At 63.9% G+C, this 25,628-nt stretch carries 21 protein-coding genes; 15 read left to right on the top strand and 6 right to left on the bottom strand.

The features are described 5' to 3' along the window. Window positions 1-120 precede the first annotated feature (120 nt). Genes rsmA through ACNFHO_RS08100 form a run of 4 tightly spaced genes read right to left on the bottom strand, consistent with a single transcriptional unit; the run spans window position 121 to window position 6,014 of the window. Window positions 121-921: a 16S rRNA (adenine(1518)-N(6)/adenine(1519)-N(6))-dimethyltransferase RsmA gene (gene rsmA / locus ACNFHO_RS08115; protein WP_063542418.1), complete on the bottom strand. Its 801-nt coding sequence runs from the start codon at window positions 919-921 to the stop codon at window positions 121-123. Continuing rightward, window positions 918-1,907 (bottom strand): 4-hydroxythreonine-4-phosphate dehydrogenase PdxA, encoded by a 990-nt coding sequence (gene pdxA / locus ACNFHO_RS08110; RefSeq protein ID WP_416765918.1) that lies wholly within the window; start codon window positions 1,905-1,907, stop codon window positions 918-920. The genes rsmA and pdxA overlap by 4 nt, the downstream gene beginning before the upstream one ends. Beyond that, window positions 1,904-3,223: a peptidylprolyl isomerase SurA gene (gene surA / locus ACNFHO_RS08105; RefSeq protein ID WP_416765917.1), complete on the bottom strand. Its 1,320-nt coding sequence runs from the start codon at window positions 3,221-3,223 to the stop codon at window positions 1,904-1,906. The genes pdxA and surA overlap by 4 nt, the downstream gene beginning before the upstream one ends. Next, on the bottom strand, window positions 3,204-6,014 hold the full coding sequence (locus ACNFHO_RS08100; RefSeq protein WP_416765916.1) for an LPS-assembly protein LptD: 2,811 nt from the start codon (window positions 6,012-6,014) through the stop codon (window positions 3,204-3,206). Before ACNFHO_RS08100 ends, surA begins: the two co-directional genes overlap by 20 nt. 131 nt (window positions 6,015-6,145) lie before the next feature. Between ACNFHO_RS08100 and ACNFHO_RS08095 the strand changes: the two genes are divergently transcribed. Genes ACNFHO_RS08095 through ACNFHO_RS08085 form a run of 3 tightly spaced genes read left to right on the top strand, consistent with a single transcriptional unit; the run spans window position 6,146 to window position 8,599 of the window. After that, window positions 6,146-7,165, top strand: coding sequence for an aminoglycoside phosphotransferase family protein (locus ACNFHO_RS08095; protein WP_416765915.1), 1,020 nt, complete (start codon window positions 6,146-6,148; stop codon window positions 7,163-7,165). After that, entirely contained in the window at window positions 7,162-7,833 is a 672-nt protein-coding gene (gene murU / locus ACNFHO_RS08090) for an N-acetylmuramate alpha-1-phosphate uridylyltransferase MurU (RefSeq protein ID WP_063542426.1), read from the top strand. The genes ACNFHO_RS08095 and murU overlap by 4 nt, the downstream gene beginning before the upstream one ends. Window position 7,834: 1 nt before the next feature. Next, on the top strand, window positions 7,835-8,599 hold the full coding sequence (locus ACNFHO_RS08085) for a TerB family tellurite resistance protein (RefSeq protein WP_063542428.1): 765 nt from the start codon (window positions 7,835-7,837) through the stop codon (window positions 8,597-8,599). An 84-nt stretch (window positions 8,600-8,683) separates the two neighbouring features. Here the strand turns inward: ACNFHO_RS08085 and ACNFHO_RS08080 are convergent, their stop codons facing one another. Beyond that, entirely contained in the window at window positions 8,684-9,685 is a 1,002-nt protein-coding gene (locus ACNFHO_RS08080) for an alpha/beta hydrolase family protein (RefSeq protein WP_416765914.1), read from the bottom strand. 94 nt (window positions 9,686-9,779) lie between these two features. Between ACNFHO_RS08080 and ACNFHO_RS08075 the strand changes: the two genes are divergently transcribed. The 9 genes from ACNFHO_RS08075 (at window position 9,780) to trpE (ending at window position 20,696) form a co-directional block, all read left to right on the top strand. Further along, on the top strand, window positions 9,780-12,167 hold the full coding sequence (locus ACNFHO_RS08075) for a PAS domain S-box protein (RefSeq protein WP_416765913.1): 2,388 nt from the start codon (window positions 9,780-9,782) through the stop codon (window positions 12,165-12,167). Between the two features lie 10 nt (window positions 12,168-12,177). Then, entirely contained in the window at window positions 12,178-12,807 is a 630-nt protein-coding gene (locus ACNFHO_RS08070; RefSeq protein WP_416765911.1) for a response regulator, read from the top strand. A gap of 275 nt (window positions 12,808-13,082) precedes the next feature. Next, window positions 13,083-14,195 carry an ABC transporter ATP-binding protein gene (locus tag ACNFHO_RS08065; protein ID WP_416765910.1) on the top strand — a complete coding sequence of 371 codons (1,113 nt, stop codon included), beginning with the start codon at window positions 13,083-13,085 and terminating at the stop codon, window positions 14,193-14,195. A 40-nt stretch (window positions 14,196-14,235) separates the two neighbouring features. Then, window positions 14,236-15,270: an ABC transporter substrate-binding protein gene (locus tag ACNFHO_RS08060; protein WP_054892231.1), complete on the top strand. Its 1,035-nt coding sequence runs from the start codon at window positions 14,236-14,238 to the stop codon at window positions 15,268-15,270. Between the two features lie 67 nt (window positions 15,271-15,337). After that, the gene (locus tag ACNFHO_RS08055) at window positions 15,338-16,585 is read left to right on the top strand and encodes an ABC transporter permease (protein WP_112897189.1); all 1,248 of its coding nucleotides are present in this window, start codon (window positions 15,338-15,340) and stop codon (window positions 16,583-16,585) included. A gap of 11 nt (window positions 16,586-16,596) precedes the next feature. Further along, entirely contained in the window at window positions 16,597-17,424 is an 828-nt protein-coding gene (locus tag ACNFHO_RS08050; RefSeq protein ID WP_054892233.1) for an ABC transporter permease, read from the top strand. A gap of 230 nt (window positions 17,425-17,654) precedes the next feature. After that, on the top strand, window positions 17,655-18,329 hold the full coding sequence (gene rpe / locus ACNFHO_RS08045) for a ribulose-phosphate 3-epimerase (RefSeq protein ID WP_054892234.1): 675 nt from the start codon (window positions 17,655-17,657) through the stop codon (window positions 18,327-18,329). Continuing rightward, complete coding sequence (locus ACNFHO_RS08040; protein WP_416765907.1) at window positions 18,326-19,144, top strand: phosphoglycolate phosphatase; 819 nt, start codon at window positions 18,326-18,328, stop codon at window positions 19,142-19,144. The genes rpe and ACNFHO_RS08040 overlap by 4 nt, the downstream gene beginning before the upstream one ends. A gap of 70 nt (window positions 19,145-19,214) precedes the next feature. Next, window positions 19,215-20,696, top strand: a complete 1,482-nt coding sequence (gene trpE / locus ACNFHO_RS08035; RefSeq protein ID WP_416765905.1) for an anthranilate synthase component I — start codon at window positions 19,215-19,217, stop codon at window positions 20,694-20,696. A 145-nt stretch (window positions 20,697-20,841) separates the two neighbouring features. Here the strand turns inward: trpE and estP are convergent, their stop codons facing one another. After that, window positions 20,842-22,743 (bottom strand): esterase EstP, encoded by a 1,902-nt coding sequence (gene estP / locus ACNFHO_RS08030; protein ID WP_416765903.1) that lies wholly within the window; start codon window positions 22,741-22,743, stop codon window positions 20,842-20,844. 361 nt (window positions 22,744-23,104) lie between these two features. Between estP and ACNFHO_RS08025 the strand changes: the two genes are divergently transcribed. From ACNFHO_RS08025 to trpC, 3 genes are read left to right on the top strand one after another with little or no spacing between them, the layout of a single operon-like run. Continuing rightward, the gene (locus ACNFHO_RS08025) at window positions 23,105-23,698 is read left to right on the top strand and encodes an aminodeoxychorismate/anthranilate synthase component II (RefSeq protein ID WP_054892238.1); all 594 of its coding nucleotides are present in this window, start codon (window positions 23,105-23,107) and stop codon (window positions 23,696-23,698) included. A 9-nt stretch (window positions 23,699-23,707) separates the two neighbouring features. Next, window positions 23,708-24,757 carry an anthranilate phosphoribosyltransferase gene (gene trpD / locus ACNFHO_RS08020; RefSeq protein ID WP_054892239.1) on the top strand — a complete coding sequence of 350 codons (1,050 nt, stop codon included), beginning with the start codon at window positions 23,708-23,710 and terminating at the stop codon, window positions 24,755-24,757. Beyond that, a complete protein-coding gene (gene trpC / locus ACNFHO_RS08015) occupies window positions 24,754-25,587 on the top strand; it encodes an indole-3-glycerol phosphate synthase TrpC (RefSeq protein ID WP_112897193.1) in 834 nt (277 codons plus the stop codon). The genes trpD and trpC overlap by 4 nt, the downstream gene beginning before the upstream one ends. Window positions 25,588-25,628 lie beyond the last annotated feature (41 nt).

Below are 25,628 nucleotides of genomic sequence, written 5' to 3'. Positions count from 1 at the left end.
TAGGCCATTGAGAGGGGGAAGGGCCAGCGGTGGGCGCTGTCATCGGTGTGGGGTACTTCGCGGGTAAACCCGCTCCCAGAATAGGTGCGGGTTGCCGGCGAAGGGGCAGGAAGGGCCGAGTCAGCCTTGCTGCAGTGCCAGTTGATCAGCCAGGCGCACGAAGGCCGCCAGGTCCAGCTGTTCAGGGCGCAGGCTGCCATCGACGCCAGCCGCCTCGATGGCCTGGCTGTCGAGCAGCCCCTTGAGTGTGTTGCGCAGGGTCTTGCGGCGCTGGTTGAACGCTTCGCGCACCACGCGCTCGAGCAGTGCCGGGTCCTTTGCCGGGTGCGGCAGCACTTCGTGCGGCACCAGGCGGACGATGGCCGAATCCACTTTTGGTGGTGGATTGAACGCGCCAGGGCCGACGTTGAACAGGTGTTCCACGCGGCAGTGGTACTGCACCATGATCGACAGGCGTCCCCAGTCCCCGCCGCCCGGACCTGCGGCCATGCGCTCGACCACTTCTTTCTGCAGCATGAAATGCATGTCGCGGATCAGTCCGGCGTGAGCCAGCAGGTGGAAGATCAGTGGCGTGGAGATGTTGTAGGGCAGGTTGCCGACGACTTTCAGGCTGCGCGGCGGCACGCCCAGGGTATTGAAATCGAACTTGAGGGCATCGCCCTGGTGCAGGCGGAAATTGTCGCGGTCGGCGAACTTGTGCTGGAGGATGGGCACCAGGTCCTTGTCCAGCTCGACCACGTCGAGTTGTGCGCCGCTGCCCAGCAGGCCCTCGGTCAGGGCGCCCTGGCCCGGGCCGATTTCCAGCAGGTGCTCGCCGGCCTTGGCGTTGATCGCCCGCAGGATGCGGTCGATGATGCCGGCGTCGTGCAGGAAGTTCTGGCCGAAGCGCTTGCGCGCCCGGTGTTGGTAGTGCTCGTTCATGGTCGGTTCTCGGCCATCTGGTAGGCGGTTTCCAGGGCGACGCGCAGGCTGCCGGTGTCGACCTTGCCGCTACCAGCCAGGTCCAGGGCAGTGCCATGATCGACCGAGGTACGGATGATCGGCAGGCCCAGCGTCACGTTGACTGCGGCGCCGAAGCCCTTGTACTTGAGTACGGGCAGGCCTTGGTCGTGGTACATCGCCAGCACTGCGTCGCAGTGCTCCAGATATTTGGGGGTAAACAGGGTATCGGCCGGCAACGGACCGCGCAGGTCCATGCCCTCGGTGCGCAGGCGCTCGAGCGCGGGCTCGATGATGTCGATTTCTTCGCGGCCAAGGTGGCCGCCTTCGCCGGCATGCGGGTTGAGGCCGCAGACCAGGATGCGTGGTTTGCTGATGCCGAACTTGTCGCGCAGGTCGGCATGCAGGATGCGCGTGACGCGTTCCAGGCGTTCGGCGGTGATGGCGTCGGCGATGTCGCGCAGCGGCAGGTGCGTGGTGACCAGCGCCACACGCAGACCGTGGGTGGCGAGCATCATCACCACCTGGGCCGTCTGGGTGAGGTCGGCGAGGAACTCGGTATGCCCGGAGAAGGCGATACCGCTCTCGTTGATCACGCCCTTGTGCACCGGGGCGGTGATCATCCCGGCGAAGTCACCTTTCAGGCAGCCTTGGCCCGCGCGGGTCAAGGTCTGCAGGACGAAGGCCGCGTTGCGTGAGTCCAGTTGGCCGGCAGCTACAGGCGTTGCCAGCGGCGTGTCCCACACGTAGAGGCTGCCTGCGGGTGCCGGTTGGTCTGGCCAGGCATCCGGCGACACCGACAGCAGCGTAACCGCCAGCCCCAGCTGCGCGGCCCGCTCGGCGAGCAGGTCACGGCTGGTGATGGCGATCAGGGGGTGCGGCTGAGGCTCTGCGGCGAGCAGCAGGCACAGGTCTGGACCTATGCCGGCCGGCTCGCCGGGGGTGACGGCGAAGCGCAGGGGCTTCACTGGGTCGCCTGGTCGGCGCCAGGCAGCTTGATCTCAACGTAGGCTTCGTCGCGGATCTGGCGCAGCCAGGTCTGCAGCTCTTCGTCGTATTTACGGTTGCGCAGTACGTTCAGCGCCTGCTGCTCGCGGGCCTGTTCGGTGCTGTCGGTAGCGCGACGACCGAGTACTTCCAGCACATGCCAGCCGTACTGGGTGCGGAACGGCTTGGTCACGACGCCTTGCTCGGCGTTGGCCATCTGCTCGCGGAATTCCGGTACCAGGCTGTTCGGGTCGACCCAGTTCAGGTCGCCGCCGTTGAGTGCGGAACCTGGATCTTCCGAGAAGCTTTTCGCCAGTTGGGCGAAGTCTTCGCCATTCTTGATGCGATCGTACAGGCGTTCGGCCAGTTGCTCGGTCGCCGCATCGCTGCGGATCTCGCTGGGCTTGATCAGGATATGACGTACATGGACTTCGTCGCGCAGTACGCTTTCGCTGCCACCGCGCTTCTCCTCGAGCTTGAGGATGATGAAGCCGTTGGGGATGCGAATCGGCTGGGTGATGTCACCGATGGACATGCTGCTGAGCATCTTGGCGAAGTCAGGTGGCAGTTGGCCGGCCTTGCGCCAGCCCATCTCGCCGCCTTCCAGGGCGTTTTCGCTGGCCGAGCGGGCGATGGCCAACTGGCCGAAGTCGGCGCCCTGGCGCAGTTGCTGGTAGACCTCGCCAGCCTGGCGTGCCGCGGCCTGGATAGCGTCCGAATTGGCGCTTTCCGGGGTCGGAATCAGGATGTTGGCCAGGCGGTATTCTTCCGACATCTGCATCTTGCCCAGGTCGGAGTTGAGGAAGTTCTTCACTTCCTGCTCGGACACCTGGATGCGCTCGGCCACGCGACGCTGGCGAACGCGGCTGATGATCATCTCGCGCTTGACCTGATCACGGGCGTCCTCGAACGACAGACCATCGTGAGCGAGGGCAGCACGGAACTGATCCAGCGACATGCCGTTGCGCTGGGCGATGGTGCCGATGGCCTGGTTGAGTTCTTCGTCGGTGATACGAATGCCCGAGCGCTCGCCGATCTGCAGTTGCAGGTTCTCGACGATCAGACGTTCCAGCACCTGCTGTTCCAGGGCGCCGGCAGGCGGCACACCACCGCCGCGCTTGGCGATGGTCTGCTGCACTTCGTGTACGCGCTGGTCCAGCTGGCTTTGCATGACCACGTCGTTATCGACGATGGCCACCACACGGTCCAGAGGTTGCGGCGCGGCATGCACCGCACCGCTCAGCATTACGGCGCCCAGCATCAGCGGGCGCAGACGATCAATAAGCTTGCTCTTCACGGGTACGGTAACCTTGAATGCCTTGGTCCAGGAACGATTCGACCTTGTTGCCCACGACGCCGCCGAGGCCTTTGAGGACGATCTGCAGGAATACGCCGTGGTCGCCTTTCTCGTTCTGCGGCAGGGCCTGACTGAAGTCGTCGGTGTCGAGCCAGTAGCGGTTGATCAGGCGCAGCTTCCAGCAGCAGCTGTCGTACTCGAAACCGCCCATCGCTTCGAGGGTGCGGTTGCGATTGTAGTCGTGCTGCCAGCGGGCAATGACGCTCCATTGCGGCACGATCGGCCAGATGACCGAGAAGTCGTGCTGCTGGATCTTGTAGTAATCCTTGATGTAGCCCGGCTGGCCAGGTGTGCCGTAGTCACCGCCGCCGACTTTCCACAGACCGGTCAGGGAGTCGTAGGTAATGGTGTCGTTACGGTAGCGATAGCCGGCGTTGATCACTTTGTTCGGGTTGTCTTCAGGCTGGTAGTGGAACATCGCGCTGCCCGAACGGGTGCTGCGGCTGTCCGGATCCCAGTTGAAGTCCGAATTGAAGCGCCAGTCGCGGTTGAAGGCGTACTGGTACACCAGGGCGTACGGCGAAACATTGGATTTGGCGTCGTCGCGGGTACGGTAGTCGATACCCGGCAGTTGCACCTTGCGGTCTTCGAAGTAGTAGGCCTGGCCAACACTGAGGCGCTGGCGCTCGAAACCGTTTTCCTCGATCCAGCGGGTGGTCACGCCCAGCGACAGCTTGTTCTCGTCGCCGATGCGGTCGATGCCGCTGAAGCGGTTGTCGCGGAACAGCGAGTCGTAGCTGAACAGGGTTTCGCCGGAGTCGAACAGCGGGATGTCCTTCTGGTCCTTGTTCGGGACATAGAGGTAGAACAGGCGTGGTTCGAGGGTCTGGCGATAGTTGGTGCCGAACAGCGAGGTGTTGCGGTCGAAATACAGACCGCTGTCGACGCTGAAGATCGGAATGTCGCGGTTCAGCGAGCTGTGGTAGCTGCCATAACCTGGTTTTCCAGCGTCCCTGATAGCTTCGCTTTTGCCTTTGCCGTCCAGATCCAGATCGTAGCTGGTGTAAGCGTACTTGAGTTTAGGCGTAATGTAGCCATAGCTCGCTTCCATCGGCAGGCTCATCGCTGGGGCGATATTCAGGCGGGTGCCGTTGGCTCGAGCGATGCCAGATACGTTTTCGTCCAGGCGACGTCCAGGAAATCCGGTGCTGTCATCCGGGAGCCCGTCTTTGTTACGAATGAAATCATTCTTGAGATTACGATCAAAGCGCACAGCCTCGGTATCGTAAGAGAAATCAAAGCCAGCAGGATGGTATGGCAGCATCCCGTTAACGGTAATCTGCGGCAGGCGATCATAAGGCGTGATCTGCGAAATGGTGGCCATTTCGTACGCATGCACGTTCAACCGCGCATTGTAAGTGTCACCCCGGTACGTCAATGCCCCTTGCTGGTTGACGAAGTCGCGCTTCTGCACGCCGATCTGGTCGGTCTCAAGGTCCTGGAAGTAGAACGGGTCGCTGATGTCGGTGTAGTCCACCTCGGTCATGATCCGGTCGTCCAGGCCACCCTTGTGCTGCCAGTTGACCATCCAGCGTTCTTTCTTGTAGTCCGTCTGCAGCTTGCGGTCGTCGTCCTCGTCGTTGAGGTAAGCGCCGCCGAACTGACCTTCGCTCGACTTGGTCAGGTAGCGGAATTCGCCTTCCATCAACAAGCCGCGCTTGGCCATGTAGCGCGGATACAGGGTGGCGTCGTAGTTCGGCGCCAGGTTGAAGTAGTACGGCGTGACCAGCATGAAGCCGGTGTCGCTGCTGGTGCTGAACGACGGCGGCAGGAAACCGGACTGGCGACGGTCGTCGATCGGGAAGTAGATGTACGGTGTGTAGAACACCGGAATATCCTTGACCCGAAGGGTGACGTTGGTGCCGGTACCGAAGCCGGTGGCCGGGTTCAGGGTGATGTTGTTGCCCTTGAGCTGCCATGCGTTGCTGCCCGGCTCACAGGTGGTATAGGTACCGTCCTTGAGGCGGATGATGGCGTTTTCTGCACGCTTGGCGTACAGGGCCGAGCCGCGGATGTGCGACTTGTGCATCACGTATTCGGCGTTGTCGACCTTGGCTTCGCCAGTATCGAGCTGGACTTCGGCCTGGTCGCCCACCACCAGCGTACCGTTGTCGCGAATCTTGACGTTGCCCTTGAGCTCGCCGCGGTTCTCGGTCTGGTAGAGGTTGGCTTCGTCGGCTTCGGCCTGCATGCTGCCCTGGCGCATGACCACGTCACCGGCCAGGGTAGCGATCTGCTGCTCCTGCTGGTACTTGGAGACCTTGGCGTTGAGGTAGGTCGGCGACTCGTCCTTGGGCGTGGAGTCGTTCATGCCCGGACGGATCGGCTCGATGTACGCGCCGCCGCAATACGGGCCGGTCTCGGCCAGTTGCGCAGCGGTGAGCTTCTCGCGGGGCACCCAGTCCAGATGGCTGTAGTCTTCGCTGCGCGATTTCAGCGCGCGGCCCTTGCTCTCGGTGACCAGCACCGGCTTGGGCTCGGCACTGCCAGCCGCCTCGGCGGTCTGGGCCTCGGTGCCGCCACTGAGCGCGGCACCATCGTGCACAGGGCGCGGCGGCAGAGTGCTGGCAGCGGTCTTGGGCTTGCAGTCCCAACCACCGGCGGCGGACACTTGGCAGTCGAACTGCTCGGCAGCCACCACGTACGATGTGGCCAGAGGTTGCAGGGCCAGCAGACCGCCAGTCACCAGCAATGGAAACTTTCTACGAAACGCGGGGGATTTCAATGCCATCTTATTAGTCCGGGCTTCCTGCGTGCCATCTGCCCGCGTGTGGGGCCGCACGCCTCTCGATGGTCTGAAAAAGATGCTGGATAATAAAGCATGACCCGCTTGACGGCTAGGGGCCGTCGGAGACCCTTGTAATGCCTGATCATGATGTACGCCTGCAACAGCTGACTGTGTGGCTCGAACAACAGCTTCAGAATCTTTTCCGCGAAAACGCCTGGGGCGACGTGCCTGCGGGCAGCCTGACCGCCGCCAGCAGCGACGCGAGCTTTCGTCGCTACTTCCGCTGGGAGGGCGGCGGACACAGTTTCGTGATCATGGATGCGCCACCGCCGCAGGAAAATTGCGCACCTTTCGTCGCCATCGACCACTTGCTGGCCAGCGCGGGTATCAACGTGCCGGTGATCCATGCCCAGGACCTGGAGCGTGGCTTCCTGCTGTTGAGCGACCTGGGGCGCAAGACATATCTGGAAATCATCGGCGACGACAATGCCGATGCCCTGTTCGCCGATGCCATTGACGCGCTGCTGGCCCAGCAACAACTGCCGATGCAAGCGCCGCTGCCGAGCTACGACACCGCCTTGCTGCGCCGCGAGCTGGAGCTGTTCCCCGAGTGGTATGTCGGGCGTGAACTGAAACTGGCGTTCAGCGAAGCGCAGCAAGCCAGCTGGCAGCGTGTCAGCCAGCAACTGATCGACAGTGCCCTGGCCCAGCCCAAGGTCCTGGTGCACCGCGACTACATGCCGCGCAACCTCATGCACAGCGCCCCCAACCCGGGCGTGCTGGACTTTCAGGACGCCGTCTACGGCCCGGTGACCTACGACATCACTTGCCTGTTCAAGGATGCCTTCCTCAGTTGGCCGCAAGCACGTGTCGATGGCTGGTTGCGCAGCTACTGGGACAAGGCGCAGGCCGCAGGGATTCCGGTGCAGCCTGAGTTTGAAGAATTCCAGCGTGCCAGCGACCTGATGGGCGTACAGCGCCACCTCAAGGTGATCGGCATCTTCGCCCGCATCTGTCACCGCGATGGCAAACCGCGCTACCTCACCGACGTGCCGCGTTTCTTCGCCTATATAGATGAAGTGATCGCCCGTCGCCCTGAGCTGGCCGAACTCGGTCAACTGATCGGCGAACTCAAGACTGGGGCACACCCATGAAAGCGATGATCCTGGCGGCAGGCAAGGGCGAGCGCATGCGCCCGCTGACCTTGCATACCCCCAAGCCCCTGGTGCCTGCCGCGGGCAAGCCGCTGATCGAGTACCACCTCGAAGCCTTGGCCAGGGCGGGGGTGAGCGATGTGGTGATCAACCATGCCTGGCTCGGGCAGCAGATCGAGGATCACCTGGGCGATGGCAGCCGCTTCGGTCTGAGCATCAGCTATTCGCCCGAGGGCGAGCCGCTGGAGACCGGCGGCGGCATCTTCAAGGCGCTGCCGCTGCTGGGGGATGCGCCGTTCCTGCTGGTCAACGGTGACGTCTGGACCGATTACGACTTCAAGCGCCTGTTTCAACCGCTTCAGGGCCTTGCGCACCTGGTGCTGGTGGACAATCCGGGGCATCACGGGCGTGGCGACTTCCGTCTCGACGGCACGCACGTCGTCGATGGCGACGACGCTCCCGGCACCCTGACGTTCAGTGGCCTGTCGGTACTCGACCCGAAGTTGTTCGAAGGCTGCCAGCCCGGCGCCTTCAAGCTCGCGCCGCTGCTGCGCCAGGCAATGGCGGCCGGGCAGGTGACAGGTGAGCATTATCCTGGGCAGTGGATCGACGTCGGCACTCTCGAGCGCCTGGCCGAGGTCGAGCGCCTGATCGGCGAGCGTGCCTGACATGTGGTGGCCGAGCACAGTGATTGGTGCCGGAGCCGGTTTTGCCGTGGCCAGCATTCCTGGCGCCTTGCTGGGCGCCTTGCTGGGACAGGCCATGGACCGACGTCTGCGCCTGCAGGGATGGGATGATGTGCGCGAGCGCCTAGGTGGGCGTCCGGCCTTGCGCGACGAAGAGTTGCTGTTCGTGCTGTTGGGGCGTCTGGCCAAGAGTGATGGGCGAGTCGCAGAGGGGCATATCTATCAGGCACGTCAGGAAATGACCCGCCTGGACCTTGCGGAGCCCGCCCGCTTGCGGGCGATCGCGGCATTCAACCGCGGCAAGTCGGGCAAGGACCGTCTGGGGCAGTACCTGCGCCGTATCGGCCAGCAGCCCCACGGCGCCGAAGGTACGCTGCGGGCGTGCTGGCGCATGGTCTGGGCCGATGGCAAGGCGGGGCGGCACGAGCGTGAACTGTTGCTGGACTGGGGCCAGCAATTGGGCATGAGCCGTAACCAGGTGCAGGCCTTGTCCCAGGAGTACGAGCCGAACCGTTCTGCGGTCGAGGGCGGGGTGATGACCTATGCCGCGGCGCTGCGACTGCTGGGCGTCGAGGCCGATACCGACGGTGATCGGATCAAGCAGGCCTATCGCCGACTGGTCAGCCGGCATCACCCGGACAAGCTGGTCGGTAGTGGTGCAAGCGCGGCTCGGGTGCGTGAAGCGACCGAGCGCACGCGTGAGTTGCATCAGGCTTATGCCCTGATTCGCAAGCGGCGGGGGATTTGAGGGGCAGGGTGCGGTGGTGAATTCGTCGCGGGCAAGTCGCAGCGGCGAACCGCTGCTCCCACAGGGGGCAACACACCCAGCCCCTTACTGCGCTTCCTGCGGCATCAACCATCCCCGCACCCGACGGAACAGCTGCTCTTGCTCCGCTGCCCTGGCACCCGGCATGGCAATCAGCGACAACTGCCGATACTGGCTGTCCTTCTCGCGCTTGCTGGCTTGCAGGCGCAGCTTGGCGGCGTTCTGATCGCGGGTGCGGGTCATGACGTAGATGTCGGCGGTGGGCACTTTGAGCGTCGGCACCAGGCTTTCCAGGTCGTGCTCGACCCGTGCCGGTGTCTGCGCCGAGATCAGTGCCAGCTTCTGCACCTGTGGTGGCTGTTTCTCGCTCACATAGCGCGCCGCCCAGTACGCCCCGCTGCCATGGCCGATCAAGACGATGCTGTGGGCATTCTGCTGCTGGGCGAAGGCCACGGCAGCATCGAGGCGGGCGAAGATGCGGGTGGCGTCGGCGGAGTCGTTCTGCTCGTCGGCCTGCACGGCGTCGGTGCCCTGCGCGGTATCGGCATCGGCCGCCGTGGCCTGGGCGACATTGGCGTTGGCGTCGTCCGGCGTATCCTTGGCCGGGGCGCTGGTGCCCTTGCCTTCTACCTTGTCGGGCTGGGCGGCGGGTGTGTTGGCGGCGCGTGCCTGCGGGCTGTCGGCCAGCAGATCGGGCAAGCTGATGCTCAGGCTGTGCCAGCCGACATCGGGAAACTTGTTGCGCAGCGGGCCGACGGCGTTGGGCCAGTCGGCGGTTTCGCCGGCACCGGGCACAATGATCACGGCGCCTTTCGGGGCGCTGTCGTTGGCCGGTTTCCACAGCGCCAGAAAGTTTTCGCCGTCGGCCTGCAGGGTCTTCTGCTCGGCCTTGGGCACCAGGCGCTCAAGAGCCTGGGCGTCTTCCTGGCTGCGTTCGGCCAGGGGCGCGCGCACGGCAGTGGTTTCGGCCGGCGCGGCAGGTTTGTCGGGGTCGGCGGCATGGGCCGCGAGCGGTAGGGCCGAGGCCAGGCAGAACATGGCCAGCGTCGTGCGATAAAGTATGAACATGGATCAACCCAAGGCCAGAATGATACCGGCAGCCTAATAGTATTTGCCCGCGACGGCCACGCAGATGGCCGTCATTGCCAAGACGAGCGTATCGATGAAGCGAATGCGTTGCCTGTTGGTTATCGGCTGGTTGTGCCTGCCCTTGATCGCCCTTGCCAAAGCCCCAGCACCCCCGTCGGTGGTGCTCGAGCCTGCGCAGCAGCAGTGGCTCGACAGCCATCGCAGCCTGCGCGTGGGCCTGGTGCTGCAAGCACCCTATGCTCAGTTCGACCGGCGCCTGCAGCAGTTGTACGGGGCCAACGTCGAGCTGGTGAGCTGGCTGGGGCGGGCTCTGAATCTGGACCTGACCTGGCGAAACTTCCCAGACCAGGCTGCCTTGGAGCATGCGTTGCAGGCAGGCGAGATCGATTTTGCCCCAGGCCTCGCTCAAACCCCGGCAAGCCTGCGCCTGTGGCTGTTCAGCGACCCCTACATGCGTGTGCCGCAATTGCTGGTCGGCCTGCGCAGTGGTGCGCTGGCGGTCGACCTGGAGCAGCTTGGCGCCAGCGACCGGGTGGCCGTGCGCATGCCTGGCAGCCTGGCCGATTACCTGCGTGGCAACTTCGCCAATCTCAACCTGCAGGGCGTGCCCAATGAGCGCGAGGCGCTGCAACTGGTGCTGGGTGCGCAAGCCAGCTACGCCGTGCTCGACGAGGCGCAGCTCAGTCGCCTGTCGCGCGAGAGCGAATTCGGTGACCTGGTGGTCGTGGGCGACATTGGCCTGCCGCAGTTGCTGCGTATCGGCTCGCGCCGCGATTGGCCGCTGCTGGCCGACGTGCTGGAGCGCGGTCTGCAGGCGATGCCTGCCAAGGAACTGGAGCAGTTGCACCAGCGTTGGTTGCAACCGAAGTACCCGCGCCTGAGCGAGTCGGCAGGGTTCTGGCAGAACCTTGCGCTGTTGTTCGGCTTGTTGCTGCTCTGCGCGCTGGCCACCCTGGCGATGCAGCGTCGCCAGCAGCGCCGACTCGAGCGGAGCCTGCTCAGCGTGCGCGAGAGCCTGCTCGAACGCCAGGCCCGTGAAGAGGCACTGCGGCTCAGCCAGTTTTCCATCGATCAGAGCACCGTCGGCATCCTCTGGGTGCATTGGGACAGCCACGTGCGCTACGCCAATCATGCTGCCGAGCGCATGCTCGGCCATGGTGAGGGCGAACTGCTCGAGCGACCGCTGATCGATATCGAGCCGAGCCTGCACATGGACCGCTGGCTGGAGTTGTGGAAGCGTGCGCGCACGGGCGACAGTGGGGCACAAGCGTTCGAGACCCTGTGCCGTCGTGCCGATGGCAGCTTGCTGCCGGTGGAGCTGTCACTGAGCTTTCTGCGTTTTCGTGATGCCGAATACCTGGTGGTGTTCATCACCGATGTCACCGAGCGCCGCCGCGCCCTGGCGGCCCTGCGCGAGAGCGAGGCGCGGCTCAAGGGTATCGCGGGCAACGTGCCGGGCCTGGTCTTTCGCCTGGAGCGTGATCCTGCCGAGGGTGAGCCGGAGTTTCCCTATGTCAGTGAGGGCAGCGAGGCGCTGGTCGGCTATGCCCCCGCCCAGATTCAGCAGGCGGACATGGGGCTGCGCAACCTGGTCCACCCCGATGACCGCGCCGACTATCACCGGGTCCAGGACCTGGCGCTGGCCAATGACCGCGACTGGTCCTGGCAGGGCCGCATTCTCACCCGCGAAGGTCTGCAGCGCTGGGCCGACATCAAGGCCAGCGCCCGGCGTCAGGCCGATGGCCGGGTGGTGTGGGACGGCATTGTCTGGGATATCACCCAGAGCAAACGGGTCGAGCTGGAACTGGCGCGCTCCCAGGAGCAACTGCGTGAGTTGTCGGCACACCTGGAGAGTGTGCGTGAGGAGGAGAAGGCGCGGATCGCCCGTGAAGTGCACGATGAGCTCGGGCAGATGCTCACTGTGCTCAAGTTGGAAGTTTCGATGTGCGAGCTGGCGTTCGCCGAGCTCGACCCGGGGCTCAACGAGCGACTTACCAGCATGAAGCGACTGATCGCCCAGTTGTTCCAGCTGGTGCGCGATGTGGCCACGGCGTTACGTCCGCCGATCCTCGATGCCGGGATCGCCTCGGCCATCGAATGGCAGGCCCGGCGCTTCGAGGCGCGCACGCAGATTCCCTGCCTGGTGCAGGTGCCGGATAATCTGCCAGCATTGAGCGATGCCAAGGCCACTGGACTGTTCCGCATCCTGCAGGAGGCGCTGACCAATGTCATGCGCCATGCCAGGGCGCACACGGTGCAAATCGAGCTCAAGCATGAAAATGACTGGCTACGCATGACGGTGATCGACGACGGTGCCGGCTTCAGCCCCGCTCAGTCACGCCCCACCTCGTTCGGCCTGGTCGGCGTGCGTGAGCGGGTGCTGATGCTGGGCGGCAGCGTGACCCTGGAAAGCGAGCCGGGCGAGGGCACCAGCCTGAGCGTGGCCATCCCTCTTTATTAGGAGAAACACCGTGATTCGAGTGCTGGTGGCCGAAGACCACACCATCGTCCGCGAGGGCATCAAGCAATTGATCGGCCTGGCCAAGGACATGCTGGTAGCGGGCGAGGCCGGCAATGGCGAGCAGTTGCTCGAAACCCTGCGTCATACCCCCTGCGAGGTGGTGCTGCTGGATATCTCGATGCCGGGCGTCAACGGCCTGGAGGCGATTCCGCGGATCCGCGCGCTGAGCAGTCCGCCAGCCATCCTGGTGCTGTCGATGCACGACGAAGCGCAGATGGCAGCACGCGCGCTCAAGGCGGGGGCGGCAGGCTATGCGACCAAGGATAGCGACCCGGCGCTGCTGCTGACCGCGATCCGCCGCGTCGCCGGTGGTGGTCGCTACATCGACCCGGTGCTGGCCGACCGCATGGTCTTCGAGGTGGGCCTGACCGAGACCCGGCCGCTGCACACACTGCTGTCGGAGCGTGAGTTCTCGGTGTTCGAACGCCTGGCCCAGGGTGCCAACGTCAACGACATCGCCCAGCAGCTGGCGCTGTCGAGCAAGACCATCAGTACCCACAAGGCGCGGTTGATGCAGAAGCTCAAGGTCAATTCGCTGGCGGAGCTTGTGAAGTACGCCATGGAGCACAAGCTGGTCTGATTGCGACATGCATCTGTGGGAGCGGGCTTGCCCGCGAAAGGTCCCTGCCTGTCGATCTCTGTGTCTGTGTCGACCTCTTCGCGGGCAAGCCCGCTCCCACAGGGTTGGAGGTGTCGGGATGAGGAGTATTCCAATCGCGTCATCCTTGTAGGGCAATCCCTACAACAACTCTTCCATCTGGATGATGGCATTCTCTCAGCACCCCCGATTTCCGGGGCTTTGCCGTTCTTCTAGTCTTTTGCCTACGCAGTCATTCCAACAAGAAGGTGCAGGGCATGAGCGAGGCGAATTCGAACGAGACGCTGGTCAGCTTCCGTGGTGTGCAGAAGAGCTACGACGGCGAATCGCTGATCGTCAAGGACCTCAACCTCGACATCCGCAAGGGCGAGTTCCTCACCCTGCTCGGCCCTTCCGGTTCGGGCAAGACCACCAGCCTGATGATGCTGGCCGGTTTCGAGACCCCCACCGCCGGTGAGATCCAGCTGGCCGGGCGCTCGATCAACAACGTGCCACCGCACAAGCGCGACATCGGCATGGTGTTCCAGAACTATGCGCTGTTCCCGCACATGACCGTCGCCGAGAACCTGGCTTTCCCCCTGAGTGTGCGCAACCTGAGCAAGACCGACATCAGCGAGCGGGTCAAGCGTGTGCTCAACATGGTCCAGCTCGACAGCTTCGCCAAGCGCTACCCCGGTCAGCTTTCCGGCGGTCAGCAGCAGCGTGTGGCGCTGGCGCGAGCGCTGGTGTTCGAGCCGCAACTGGTGTTGATGGACGAGCCGCTCGGGGCGCTCGACAAGCAGTTGCGCGAACACATGCAGATGGAGATCAAGCATATCCACCAGCGCCTGGGCGTGACCGTGGTCTATGTCACCCACGACCAGGGCGAGGCGCTGACCATGTCCGACCGCGTGGCGGTATTCCACCAGGGCGAGATCCAGCAGATCGCCGACCCGCGCACTCTCTACGAAGAGCCCGCCAACACCTTCGTCGCCAACTTCATCGGCGAGAACAACCGCATCAACGGCACCCTGCTGGCGCGCAACGGCGAGCGCTGCCAGGTGCAACTGGCACGTGGCGAGAAGGTCGAGGCGCTGGCGGTGAACGTCGGCCAGGCCGGCGAGCCGGTGACCCTGTCGATCCGCCCGGAGCGCGTGCGTCTCAACAGCCACAGCGAGCATTGCGTCAACCGTTTCTCCGGCCGCGTGGCCGAGTTCATCTATCTGGGCGACCACGTGCGGGTGCGCCTGGAAGTCTGCGGCAAGGCCGACTTCTTCGTGAAGCAGCCAATCGCCGAGCTCGACCCGGCCCTGGCCGTGGGCGATGTGGTACCGCTTGGCTGGCAGGTGGAGCACGCCCGTGCGCTCGACCCGATTGCCGAAGCCCACTGATCGATTGCTTCACCAACCCTGTACTGTGGAGAGAATAATAATGCGCAAGCAGTTGAAACTGACCGCCCTGGCCCTGGGGCTGTTTACCGCGGGGCAGGCCCTCGCCGCGGACCTCACCGTGGTGTCGTTCGGCGGTGCCAACAAGGCGGCCCAGGTCAAGGCGTTCTACGAGCCGTGGGAAAAGGCCGGCAAGGGCAAGATCGTCGCCGGGGAGTACAACGGCGAGATGGCCAAGGTCAAAGCCATGGTCGATACCAAGAGCGTGTCGTGGGACCTGGTCGAGGTGGAGTCGCCAGAGCTGGAGCGCGGTTGCCAGGAAGGCCTGTTCGAGGAACTCGACCCCGCGCCGTTCGGCAACGCGGCCGACTACGTACCCGGTGCGATCCAGGGCTGCGGCGTAGGCTTCTTCGTGTGGTCCACGGTGCTGGCCTACAACGCCGACAAACTCCAGACCGCGCCCACCAGTTGGGCCGATTTCTGGGACACCAAGAAATTCCCCGGCAAGCGTGGCCTGCGCAAGGGTGCCAAGTACACCTTGGAATTCGCCCTGATGGCCGACGGCGTAGCGCCCAAGGATGTGTACTCGGTGCTGCAGACCAAAGCCGGTGTAGACCGAGCCTTCAAGAAGCTCGACGAGCTCAAGCCGAACATCCAGTGGTGGGAAGCCGGCGCCCAGCCGCCGCAGTACCTGGCCTCGGGTGACGTGGTCATGAGCTCGGCCTACAACGGCCGGATCGCTGCGGTACAGAAGGACAGCAACCTGAAGGTGGTGTGGAACGGCGGGATCTACGACTTCGACGCCTGGGCCATTCCGAAGGGTGCGAAGAACGTGGAAGAGGCGAAGAAGTTCATCGCCTATACCGTGCAACCGGCACAGCAGAAGATCTACTCCGAGAACATCGCCTACGGCCCTGCCAACTCCAAGGCCATCGAACTGCTGTCGGACGATGTGAAGAAGGACATGCCGACCACGCCTGAGAACATCGCCAACCAGGTGCAGATCGACGTGGCCTTCTGGGCCGACAACAGCGAGCAGTTGGAGCAACGCTTCAACGCCTGGGCTGCGAAGAAGTAACGCGCCTCAAAGGAGCGCCGGGGTTTGACCGGCGCTCCCTCGTTTTCTGTGTTTTTCGGAGTTCGCCATGGCCATTGCAGTGCCCCTGAATGAAGGCGCAGGTCCAAGTCTCAAACAGCGCCTCAAGCGCGCCGAACGGGTCAACCGCTGGAAGGCCCAGGCGTTGATCGCGCCGCTGGCGCTGTTCCTGCTGCTGGTGTTCCTCGTGCCGATCGCCGCACTGTTGTACAAGAGCGTCGAAAACCCCGAGGTGGTCGCGGGCCTGCCGCGCACCGTCGAAGCCGTGTTGCAGTGGGACGGCAAGAGCCTGCCCGACGAGGCGGTGTACAAGGCTCTCAGCGAGGACCTGGCCGAATCGCGCAAGAACCAGACCCTGGGCGAGCTTTCCAAGCGCCTGAACATGGAGCTGGCCGGCTACCGCAGCCTGCTGTCCAAGACAGCACGTGCACTGCCGTTCAAGACCGAACCGGCTTCCTATAAAGACGCCCTGCAGACCCTTGATGAGCGCTGGGGCGACCCGGCCTACTGGCAGGCAATTCGCCGTAACACCAGCGAGGTGACACCTTTCTACCTGCTGGCCTCGCTGGATCACCGCATCGATGATCTGGGCGAACTGGCCAAGACCACCCCGGACCAGGCCATTTATCTGGACATTTTTGCCCGCACCCTGTGGATGGGGGTGGTGATCACCGTGATCTGCCTGGTGCTGGCCTATCCGCTCGCCTACCTGCTGGCCAACCTGCCGACCCGGCAGAGCAACCTGTTGATGATCCTGGTGCTGCTGCCGTTCTGGACTTCGATCCTGGTGCGGGTGGCGGCGTGGATCGTGCTGTTGCAGTCTGGCGGCCTGATCAACAGCGCGCTGATGGCCATTGGCATCATCGATCAGCCGTTGGAGCTGGTGTTCAACCGCACCGGGGTCTACATCTCCATGGTGCACATCCTGCTGCCATTCATGATCCTGCCGTTGTACAGCGTGATGAAAGGTATTTCGCCCAGCTACATGCGTGCGGCGATCTCGCTGGGCTGTCATCCGTTCGCCAGCTTCTGGCGGGTGTACTTCCCGCAGACTTACGCCGGTGTCGGCGCCGGCTGCCTATTGGTGTTCATCCTTGCCATCGGCTACTACATCACCCCGGCCCTGCTGGGCAGCCCGAACGACCAGATGGTCAGTTACTTCGTCGCCTTCTATACCAACACCAGCATCAACTGGGGCATGGCCACGGCCCTGGGCGGGTTGCTGTTGCTGGCAACCGTGCTGCTGTACCTGATCTATAGCTGGCTGGTCGGCGCCAGCCGCCTGCGCCTGAGCTGAGGAGCCTTGTCATGCTGAGCCCTTACATGTCGCCCGTGGAGCGGGTCTGGTTCTACAGCCTGCGCATTCTCTGCGGCCTGATCCTGTTGTTCCTGGTCTTGCCGGTGCTGGTGATCATTCCGCTGTCGTTCAACAGCGGCAGCTTCCTGGTGTATCCGCTGCAAGGCTTTTCGCTGCAGTGGTACCAGGACTTCTTCGCCTCTGCCGAGTGGATGCGCGCGCTGAAGAACAGCATCATCGTCGCTCCGGCGGCCACGGTACTGGCCATGGTGTTCGGCACCCTGGCCGCGATCGGCCTGACCCGCGGCGACTTCCCCGGCAAGTCGCTGGTGATGGCGCTGGTGATTTCGCCAATGGTGGTACCGGTGGTGATCATCGGTGTGGCCAGCTACTTGTTCTTCGCGCCGCTGGGGATGGGTAACAGCTTCATTTCGTTGATCCTGGTGCACGCGGTGCTGGGCGTGCCGTTCGTGATCATCACCGTGTCGGCGACCCTTCAGGGGTTCAACTACAACCTGGTGCGCGCCGCGGCCAGCCTCGGCGCCTCGCCCTTGCTGACCTTCCGTCGGGTGACCTTGCCGCTGATTGCGCCGGGCGTGATTTCCGGAGCGCTGTTCGCCTTTGCCACGTCCTTCGATGAGGTGGTGGTGACGCTGTTCCTCGCTGGCCCAGAGCAGGCCACCTTGCCGCGGCAGATGTTCAGTGGCATTCGCGAGAACCTGAGCCCGACCATTGCGGCGGCGGCCACGTTGCTGATTGCGTTTTCGGTGATCCTGCTGCTGACCCTGGAGTGGTTGCGCGGGCGCAGCGAGAAGTTGCGGACCCAGCAGCCGGCCTGATCCTGCGGCGGCTGCACCGGCCTCATCGCGGGGCAAGCCCGCTCCCACAGTTGCCCCGCCGCTCATGAGGGCAGCGTTGTACTGGTAGGAGCGGGCTTGCCCCGCGATGAGGCCGGTACAGATAACCCCGGTTCCGTGCACCGTTCGACACCAATTGATACCAATCAGCCCCCGTCCACTTCCCTGAGTTACAATGCGCGCCACCGTGATTTCCACCACATAGGTGCGCCATGCAGCCCTACGCTATTGCCCCCTCCATTCTTTCCGCCGATTTCGCCCGCCTGGGCGAGGACGTCGACAAGGTTCTGGCCGCCGGGGCCGACATCGTCCACTTCGATGTCATGGACAACCACTACGTGCCCAATCTGACCATCGGTCCGATGGTCTGCACGGCACTGCGCAAGTACGGCGTGACCGCGCCGATCGATGTGCACCTGATGGTCAGCCCAGTCGACCGCATCATCGGCGACTTCATCGAGGCCGGCGCTACCTACATCACCTTCCACCCGGAAGCGTCGCAACACATCGACCGTTCGCTGCAACTGATCAAGGACGGCGGCTGCAAGGCCGGCCTGGTATTCAACCCGGCCACCAGCCTGGACGCACTGAAATACGTGATGGACAAGGTCGACATGGTCCTGCTGATGAGCGTCAACCCTGGCTTCGGCGGGCAGAAGTTCATCCCTGGCACCCTCGACAAGCTGCGCGAGGCCCGCGCGCTGATCGATGCCAGCGGGCGTGATATCCGCCTGGAGATCGATGGCGGCGTCAACGTCGGCAACATCCGTGAAATCGCCGCTGCTGGCGCTGACACCTTCGTTGCTGGCTCGGCGATCTTCAACGCCCCGGACTACCAGGAAGTGATCGCCAAGATGCGCGCCGAACTGGCCCAGGCCCGCCCATGAGTGGCTTCGAGCAGCTGTTCCCCGGGACGCTGCCCAGGCTGGTGATGTTCGATCTGGACGGTACGTTGATCGATTCGGTACCGGACCTGGCCGCCGCCGTGGACCGCATGCTGCTCGAACTGGGGCGCCCGGCCGCAGGGCTGGATGCCGTGCGCCAGTGGGTGGGCAACGGTGCCGAGGTGCTGGTGCGCCGCGCCCTGGCCGGCGCCATCGAACACGATGCCGTCGATGCGCAACTGGCCGAGCGTGCGCTGGCACTGTTCATGGAAGCTTATGGCGAAAGCCATGAGCTGACCGTGGTCTACCCAGGCGTGCGCGACACCTTGCGCTGGTTGCGCAAGCAGGGCGTGGAGATGGCGCTGATCACCAACAAGCCCGAACGCTTTGTCGGGCCGTTGCTGGACCAGATGAAGATCGGTCGCTATTTCCGCTGGATCATCGGTGGCGACACCCTGCCACAGAAGAAACCCGACCCGGCGGCGTTGCTGTTCGTCATGAAGATGGCCGGCATTGCGCCCGAGCAGTCGCTGTTCGTTGGCGATTCGCGCAGTGACGTGCAGGCGGCCAGGGCGGCGGGGGTCAAGAGCGTCGGCCTGACCTACGGCTACAACCACGGACGGCCGATCGACGAGGAGTCACCGAGCCTGGTACTCGACGATCTGCGCCTGCTGCTGCCCGGTTGCTTAGTCACCGACACTGGGATAACGTGGGCGGACCTTCAAGCCTCCCAAGACAGAGACTCCACTGTGGGTGCTACCGGCAAATTCTGGATGAAAGTCATCAAGGCCCTGGCCCGTTGGCGCTGGCGCGCCTGACTCCCCCTCGCCGGCGCCTGCCGGCCCGTCCGCTTGCCCGAACCCATTGCTGCTTGCCACGAGGCTACCCATGACCCGCGAAGAATTCCTGCGCCTGGCCGCTGCCGGCTACAACCGCATTCCCCTGGCCTGTGAAACCCTGGCCGACTTCGATACGCCGCTGTCGATCTACCTGAAGCTTGCCGACCAGGCCAACTCTTATCTGCTCGAGTCCGTGCAGGGCGGGGAGAAGTGGGGGCGCTACTCGATGATCGGTTTGCCTTCGCGCACGGTGATGCGCGTGCACGGCTACCGGGTGAGCATCCTGCACGATGGCGTTGAGATAGAGAGCCACGAGGTCGAGGATCCGCTGGCATTCGTCGAGTCGTTCAAGGACCGCTACAAGGTCGCCGACATTCCTGGACTGCCGCGCTTCAATGGTGGCCTGGTCGGCTATTTCGGCTATGACTGCGTGCGCTATGTCGAGAAGCGCCTGGGCGCCTGCCCGAACCCGGATCCGCTGGGGGTGCCGGACATCCTGCTGATGGTCTCCGACGCCGTGGTGGTGTTCGACAACCTCGCCGGCAAGATGCACGCGATCGTGCTGGTCGACCCGTCTGAGGAGCAGGCGTTCGAGCAAGGCAAGGCGCGTCTGGATGGCTTGCTCGACAAGCTGCGCCAGCCAATCACCCCGCGTCGGGGGCTGGACCTCAGCGGGCCGATGGCCGCCGAGCCTGAATTCCGCTCCAGCTACACCCGGGACGACTACGAGAATGCGGTCGGGCGGATCAAGGAATACATCCTCGCTGGCGACTGCATGCAGGTCGTGCCGTCGCAGCGCATGTCCATCGACTTCAAGGCTGCGCCCATCGACCTGTACCGGGCGCTGCGCTGCTTCAACCCGACCCCCTACATGTACTTCTTCAACTTCGGCGACTTCCATGTGGTCGGCAGCTCGCCGGAAGTGCTGGTGCGGGTCGAGGATAATCTGGTCACCGTACGTCCGATCGCCGGCACCCGCCCGCGCGGCGCCAACGAAGAGGCCGACCGCGCGCTGGAAGACGACCTGCTGTCGGACGACAAGGAAATCGCCGAGCACCTGATGCTGATCGACCTGGGGCGCAACGATGTGGGGCGTGTGTCGTCCACGGGCAGCGTGCGTCTGACCGAGAAAATGGTGATCGAGCGTTATTCGAACGTCATGCATATCGTCTCGAACGTCACCGGCGAGTTGGCCGAGGGGCTGACGGCGATGGACGCACTGCGTGCGATCTTGCCAGCCGGCACCTTGTCGGGCGCGCCGAAGATCCGGGCGATGGAGATCATCGACGAGCTGGAGCCGGTCAAGCGGGGTGTCTATGGTGGTGCAGTGGGTTACTTTGCCTGGAACGGCAACATGGACACCGCCATTGCCATCCGTACTGCGGTGATCAAGGACGGCGAACTGCACGTGCAGGCTGGTGGCGGCATCGTGGCCGACTCGGTACCGGCACTGGAGTGGGAAGAGACCATCAACAAGCGTCGGGCGATGTTCCGTGCCGTGGCGCTGGCCGAGCAGACGCCGCGCGGCTGATGGATGAAAAAACGGCGCTCTGATGAGCGCCGTTTTTTTTGGTGGTGTGAGTGGGCTGCTGCGCAGCCCATCGCGGGGCCAGCCCGCTTCTACAGGTTCACTGCAATTTCTGTAGGAGCGGGCTGGCACCGCGACGGGTTAACCCTCAAAAGTCCAGGCTCACCGCCAGGCTTACCCCCTGTTGGCGCAGCTCATCACTCTTGCGCCAGTTGTAATTGCCCCGCAGGTTCACCCCCGGCACCAGTTCATGGCTGAGGCCCAGGCTCGCGCGGGTCAGGTTGCTGTGCGGCGTGTAGCCGGCGAGGGTGAAGTCGTTGCCCGGCAGGGTGGTCAGGTGCATGGTCAGGTCCTGGCGGTCATCCTCGAACTCGTGCTCGCGCGCGACCTCGGCGAACAACCGCGTGCTCGGCAGCACTTGCACACTGCCCAGCAGTCCTGCACCCAGGCGGCGGGATTTGCGGTCCTGGTCGTCGAAAGCCAGGGCCGTGGAGCGTCCGCTCTTCTCGTCGTAGCCATCGACCTTGACTCGCGCATAGTCGGCGCTGATGAACGGCGCCAATTGCCAGCTGCTCGCGTCGGCGGCCAGGTTGTAGCCCAGTCGCCCGCTGATGCCCCAGGCCTCGCCATCGGTATCGCCTTTTTCGGTACGCTCGCTGGCGCCCAGGGCGAAGCTGCGTTTGAGATCGCTGTAGTCCAGGTGCCCGGCAGTCAGCGTCGCATCGGCCCACCAGCGGTTCTGGCGGAACTGGGCGAAGGCACTGGCCAGGTAGCTGTCGAGCTTGTAGTCCGAATCCTGTTGGCCTGCCTCCAGTTTCTGTCTGTAGACGCCTGCTGCCAGGCCGACGCGCCAGGCATCATCGAGTCGGTAGCTACCGCCGAGGGTCAGGTTGTAACCGCGACCATCGCCACTTGCCGAACTGCGCTGGCTGCCGAAGTCCAGATCCTGGGCGCCGGTGGCGACGAAGGCTTGCCACTGACCAACTGCCTGCCAGGGCGTCTGCCACTGGTTGCGCAGCTCATCCTGATGGGCGCGCAGGCTGGCGTGGGCCATTTCCGGAAGCAGCGTCAGTTCCCAAGGGGCGGCTAGGATGGAATAGGCGTAGTCGGCGATCAGTTGCTGGCCAGCAATGGTCGGGTGTACCGAGTCGTTGAACAGCAGCCGGGTTGGGTCGGGGTTGGTGCCGTTGGCGCCATAGACCGGGTTTTGCACGCAGCTGTCGCCGCTGTAGCAGGTACCGACCAGGTTCTGGTCGGCGGCCAGGCCGAACTCCGCCGGGCTGCGCAGGGCCTCGCCGAGCAGGGTGGGGATGTTCAGCGGGATGATTTCAGCGTCGATCTGGCGCAACTGGTTGAGCAGCGACTGGTTGAACACGCCCGAAAGCTGCGACAGCGGGCCCTGTTGCGGCGTACCGCTGAAATTCGGGGTCTGCCCCAGGTCGGGCAGCAGCCACACCATGATGTAGCGCGCTCCGTCCTGCTGCAGGGCCTGGGCACTGGCGGCCAGCCGCGCGCCAGCGGCGGCTGCATCGGCGGCGCTGTTGACCTGCCCCTGCAGGAAGTCATTACCGCCACCGGTGATGTAGTAGAGGGCATTCGGGTCGGCTCGCAGCCCGTTGGCCAGGTAGCCGGGGCGCTCACGCAGGACGAGACCTGCGCCAGGGCGCCCGGGTGGAATCACCGCCTCGGAGGTGTCGGTGATCGAGTCGAGGATCTGCTGTGTCGTGTAGCCGCCGACGGCCCAGTTGTTGCCGTCGGGGCGACCTTGCACAAGATTGACCCGCGAGGTGGATGGGCCCAGTTCCGTGTCGGAAAAGCCCAGCTTCCCGCCAAGGATCATGGGTGACACCGGGGCATAGTTGCCGTTCGCATCGCGATTGGTGAAACGCATGCCCGGTGTGCCACCGGTGAGGTCAGGGAACTGCCCCGCATCGCTCAGGCTGTCGCCGAATACGATCAGCGAAGAGTACGGCGAGGGCGCCGCCATGGCCTGGCTGCAGGCGAGGGTGAGCAGGCACAGGGCCGTGCGCAGGAAAGGTGGCTGTCGCATGTGGAAGTTCCTTTTCATTGTTTTTATGGAGACAAGCCCGAAGACCTTAGCAAAAAAGCACGCAGTCCGTTCGTTCCCCAGTATTTGCGGCGTATTGCGCCTGCCGTCGCGGTAGGCTACTGTGCCGGGACGTATGAGCGAGAACTACCCCGTGTTGATCGTCAGCAAACTCCTGATGCGCGTTATCAAGGCTCACGCCCGTTGGCGTTGGCGCGCCTGACTCTTTCTCCTGCCGGTCCTGTCCGGCCCGCCCCCGTTTGCCCTCCTGTCGTTCCATCTTCGCTGTCGCGGTAGAGCCGCGCCCATGTCGAGGCAGGAAGGTTCGAAAGCACAGTCAGTAGATTCAAGAGGTTGACCCCAGATGTTACTGATGATCGACAATTACGACTCCTTCACCTACAACGTCGTCCAGTACCTCGGCGAGTTGGGTGCCGAGGTCAAGGTCATTCGCAACGACGAACTGACCATCGCCCAGATCGAAGCCCTCAACCCGGAGCGCATCGTCGTCTCGCCCGGCCCTTGCACGCCCAGCGAGGCAGGCGTTTCCATCGAGGCCATCCTGCACTTTGCCGGCAAGCTGCCGATCCTCGGTGTGTGCCTGGGCCACCAGTCCATCGGCCAGGCGTATGGCGGTGACGTGGTGCGGGCCCGCCAGGTCATGCATGGCAAGACCAGCCCGGTGTTCCACCGCGACCTGGGTGTGTTCGCCGGCCTGAACAACCCGTTGACCGTGACCCGCTACCATTCGCTGGTGGTCAAGCGCGAAACCCTGCCGGACTGCCTCGAAGTCACCGCCTGGACTGCCCATGCAGACGGTTCGGTCGACGAGATCATGGGCCTGCGCCACAAGACCTTGAACATCGAAGGGGTGCAGTTCCACCCCGAGTCCATCCTCACCGAGCAGGGCCACGAGCTGTTCGCCAACTTCCTCAAGCAGACCGGCGGCCGCCGCTAAGGATCGATCATGGATATCAAGAGCGCGCTGAGCCGCATCGTCGGCCACCTGGACCTGTCCACAGACGAAATGCGCGATGTCATGCGTCAGATCATGACCGGACAATGCACCGAGGCGCAGATCGGCGCCTTTCTGATGGGCATGCGCATGAAGAGCGAGAGCATCGACGAGATCGTCGGCGCCGTTTCGGTCATGCGTGAGCTGGCCGACAAGGTCGAGCTCAAGAGCCTCGACGGCGTGGTCGACATCGTCGGCACTGGCGGCGACGGGGCCAACATCTTCAACGTTTCCACGGCTTCGGCCTTCGTGCTCGCCGCGGCCGGTTGCCCGGTGGCCAAGCACGGCAACCGCGCGGTGTCCGGCAAGAGCGGCAGCGCCGACCTGCTGGAGGCGGCCGGTATCTACCTGAACCTTACGCCAGTGCAGGTGGCCCGCTGCATCGATAGCCTGGGGATCGGTTTCATGTTCGCCCAGACTCACCACAGTGCGATGAAGCATGCTGCTGGCCCGCGCCGCGACCTGGGCTTGCGCACGCTCTTCAACATGCTCGGCCCGCTTACGAATCCGGCCGGTGTGAAGCACCAGGTGGTTGGTGTATTCACCCAGGCCCTGTGCCGCCCGCTCGCCGAAGTGTTGCAGCGCCTGGGCAGCAAGCATGTGCTGGTGGTGCACTCCAAGGATGGCCTGGACGAATTCAGCCTGGCCGCGCCGACTTTCGTCGCGGAATTGAAGAACGGTGAGATCACCGAATACTGGGTCGAACCGGAAGACCTTGGCATGAAGAGCCAGAGCCTGCATGGCCTGGCGGTCGAGGACCCACAGGCTTCGCTGGCGCTGATCCGTGACGCCCTGGGCCGACGCAAGACCGAAAACGGCCAGAAAGCTGCCGAAATGATCGTGCTCAACGCTGGCGCCGCGCTGTATGCCGCCGACCATGCGATGAGCCTGAAGTCGGGCGTCGAACTCGCCCACGATGTGCTGCACACCGGCCTTGCCTGGGAAAAACTCCAGGAGCTGGGCGCCTTTACCGCGGTATTCAAGCAGGAGAACGGAGCATGAGCGTACCGACGGTGCTGGAAAGGATCATCGCCCGCAAGTTTCAGGAAGTGGCCGAGCGCAGCGCGCGCGTGAGCCTCGCCGAACTGGAGCGTCTGGCCAAGGGCGCCGATGCTCCCCGCGGCTTCGCCAACGCCTTGATCGAACAGGCCAAGCGCAAGCAGCCTGCCGTCATCGCTGAGATCAAGAAGGCCTCGCCGAGCAAGGGCGTGATCCGCGAGCACTTCGTGCCTGCGGAAATCGCGGTGAGCTACGAGAAGGGCGGCGCCACCTGCCTGTCGGTACTCACCGACGTGGATTACTTCCAGGGCGCAGACGAGTACCTGCAACAGGCCCGCGCTGCCGTGTCGTTGCCGGTGATCCGCAAGGACTTCATGGTCGATCCCTACCAGATCGTCGAAGCCCGCGCCCTGGGCGCCGACTGCGTGCTGCTGATCGTCTCGGCACTGGACGATGTGAAGATGGCCGAGCTGGCCGCCACCGCCAAGGATGTCGGTCTCGACGTGCTGGTGGAGGTACACGATGGCGATGAACTCGAGCGTGCGCTGAAAACCCTCGACACGCCGCTGGTGGGGGTCAACAACCGCAATCTGCACACCTTCGAGGTCAGCCTGGACACCACCCTCGACTTGCTGCCGCGCATTCCGCGTGACCGCCTGGCGGTCACCGAGAGCGGTGTCCTCAACCGCGCCGACGTGGAGCTGATGGAAATCAACGAGGTGTATTCGTTCCTGGTGGGCGAAGCCTTCATGCGCGCCGAGCAGCCGGGGTTGGAGCTGCAGAGGCTGTTCTTCCCGGATCAGGTGAAGAAGACTGTTCAGCCTCTGGACTGATCAAAAAACGAAGCCGGCTTGATGCCGGCTTTTTTGTATGA

The sequence above is a fragment of the Pseudomonas sp. NY15374 genome (assembly GCF_048068255.1).
GTDB lineage: Bacteria > Pseudomonadota > Gammaproteobacteria > Pseudomonadales > Pseudomonadaceae > Aquipseudomonas > Aquipseudomonas machongensis.
Note: the sequence above shows the minus strand (reverse complement) of the source record. Positions and strands in the feature narration are given on the sequence as shown.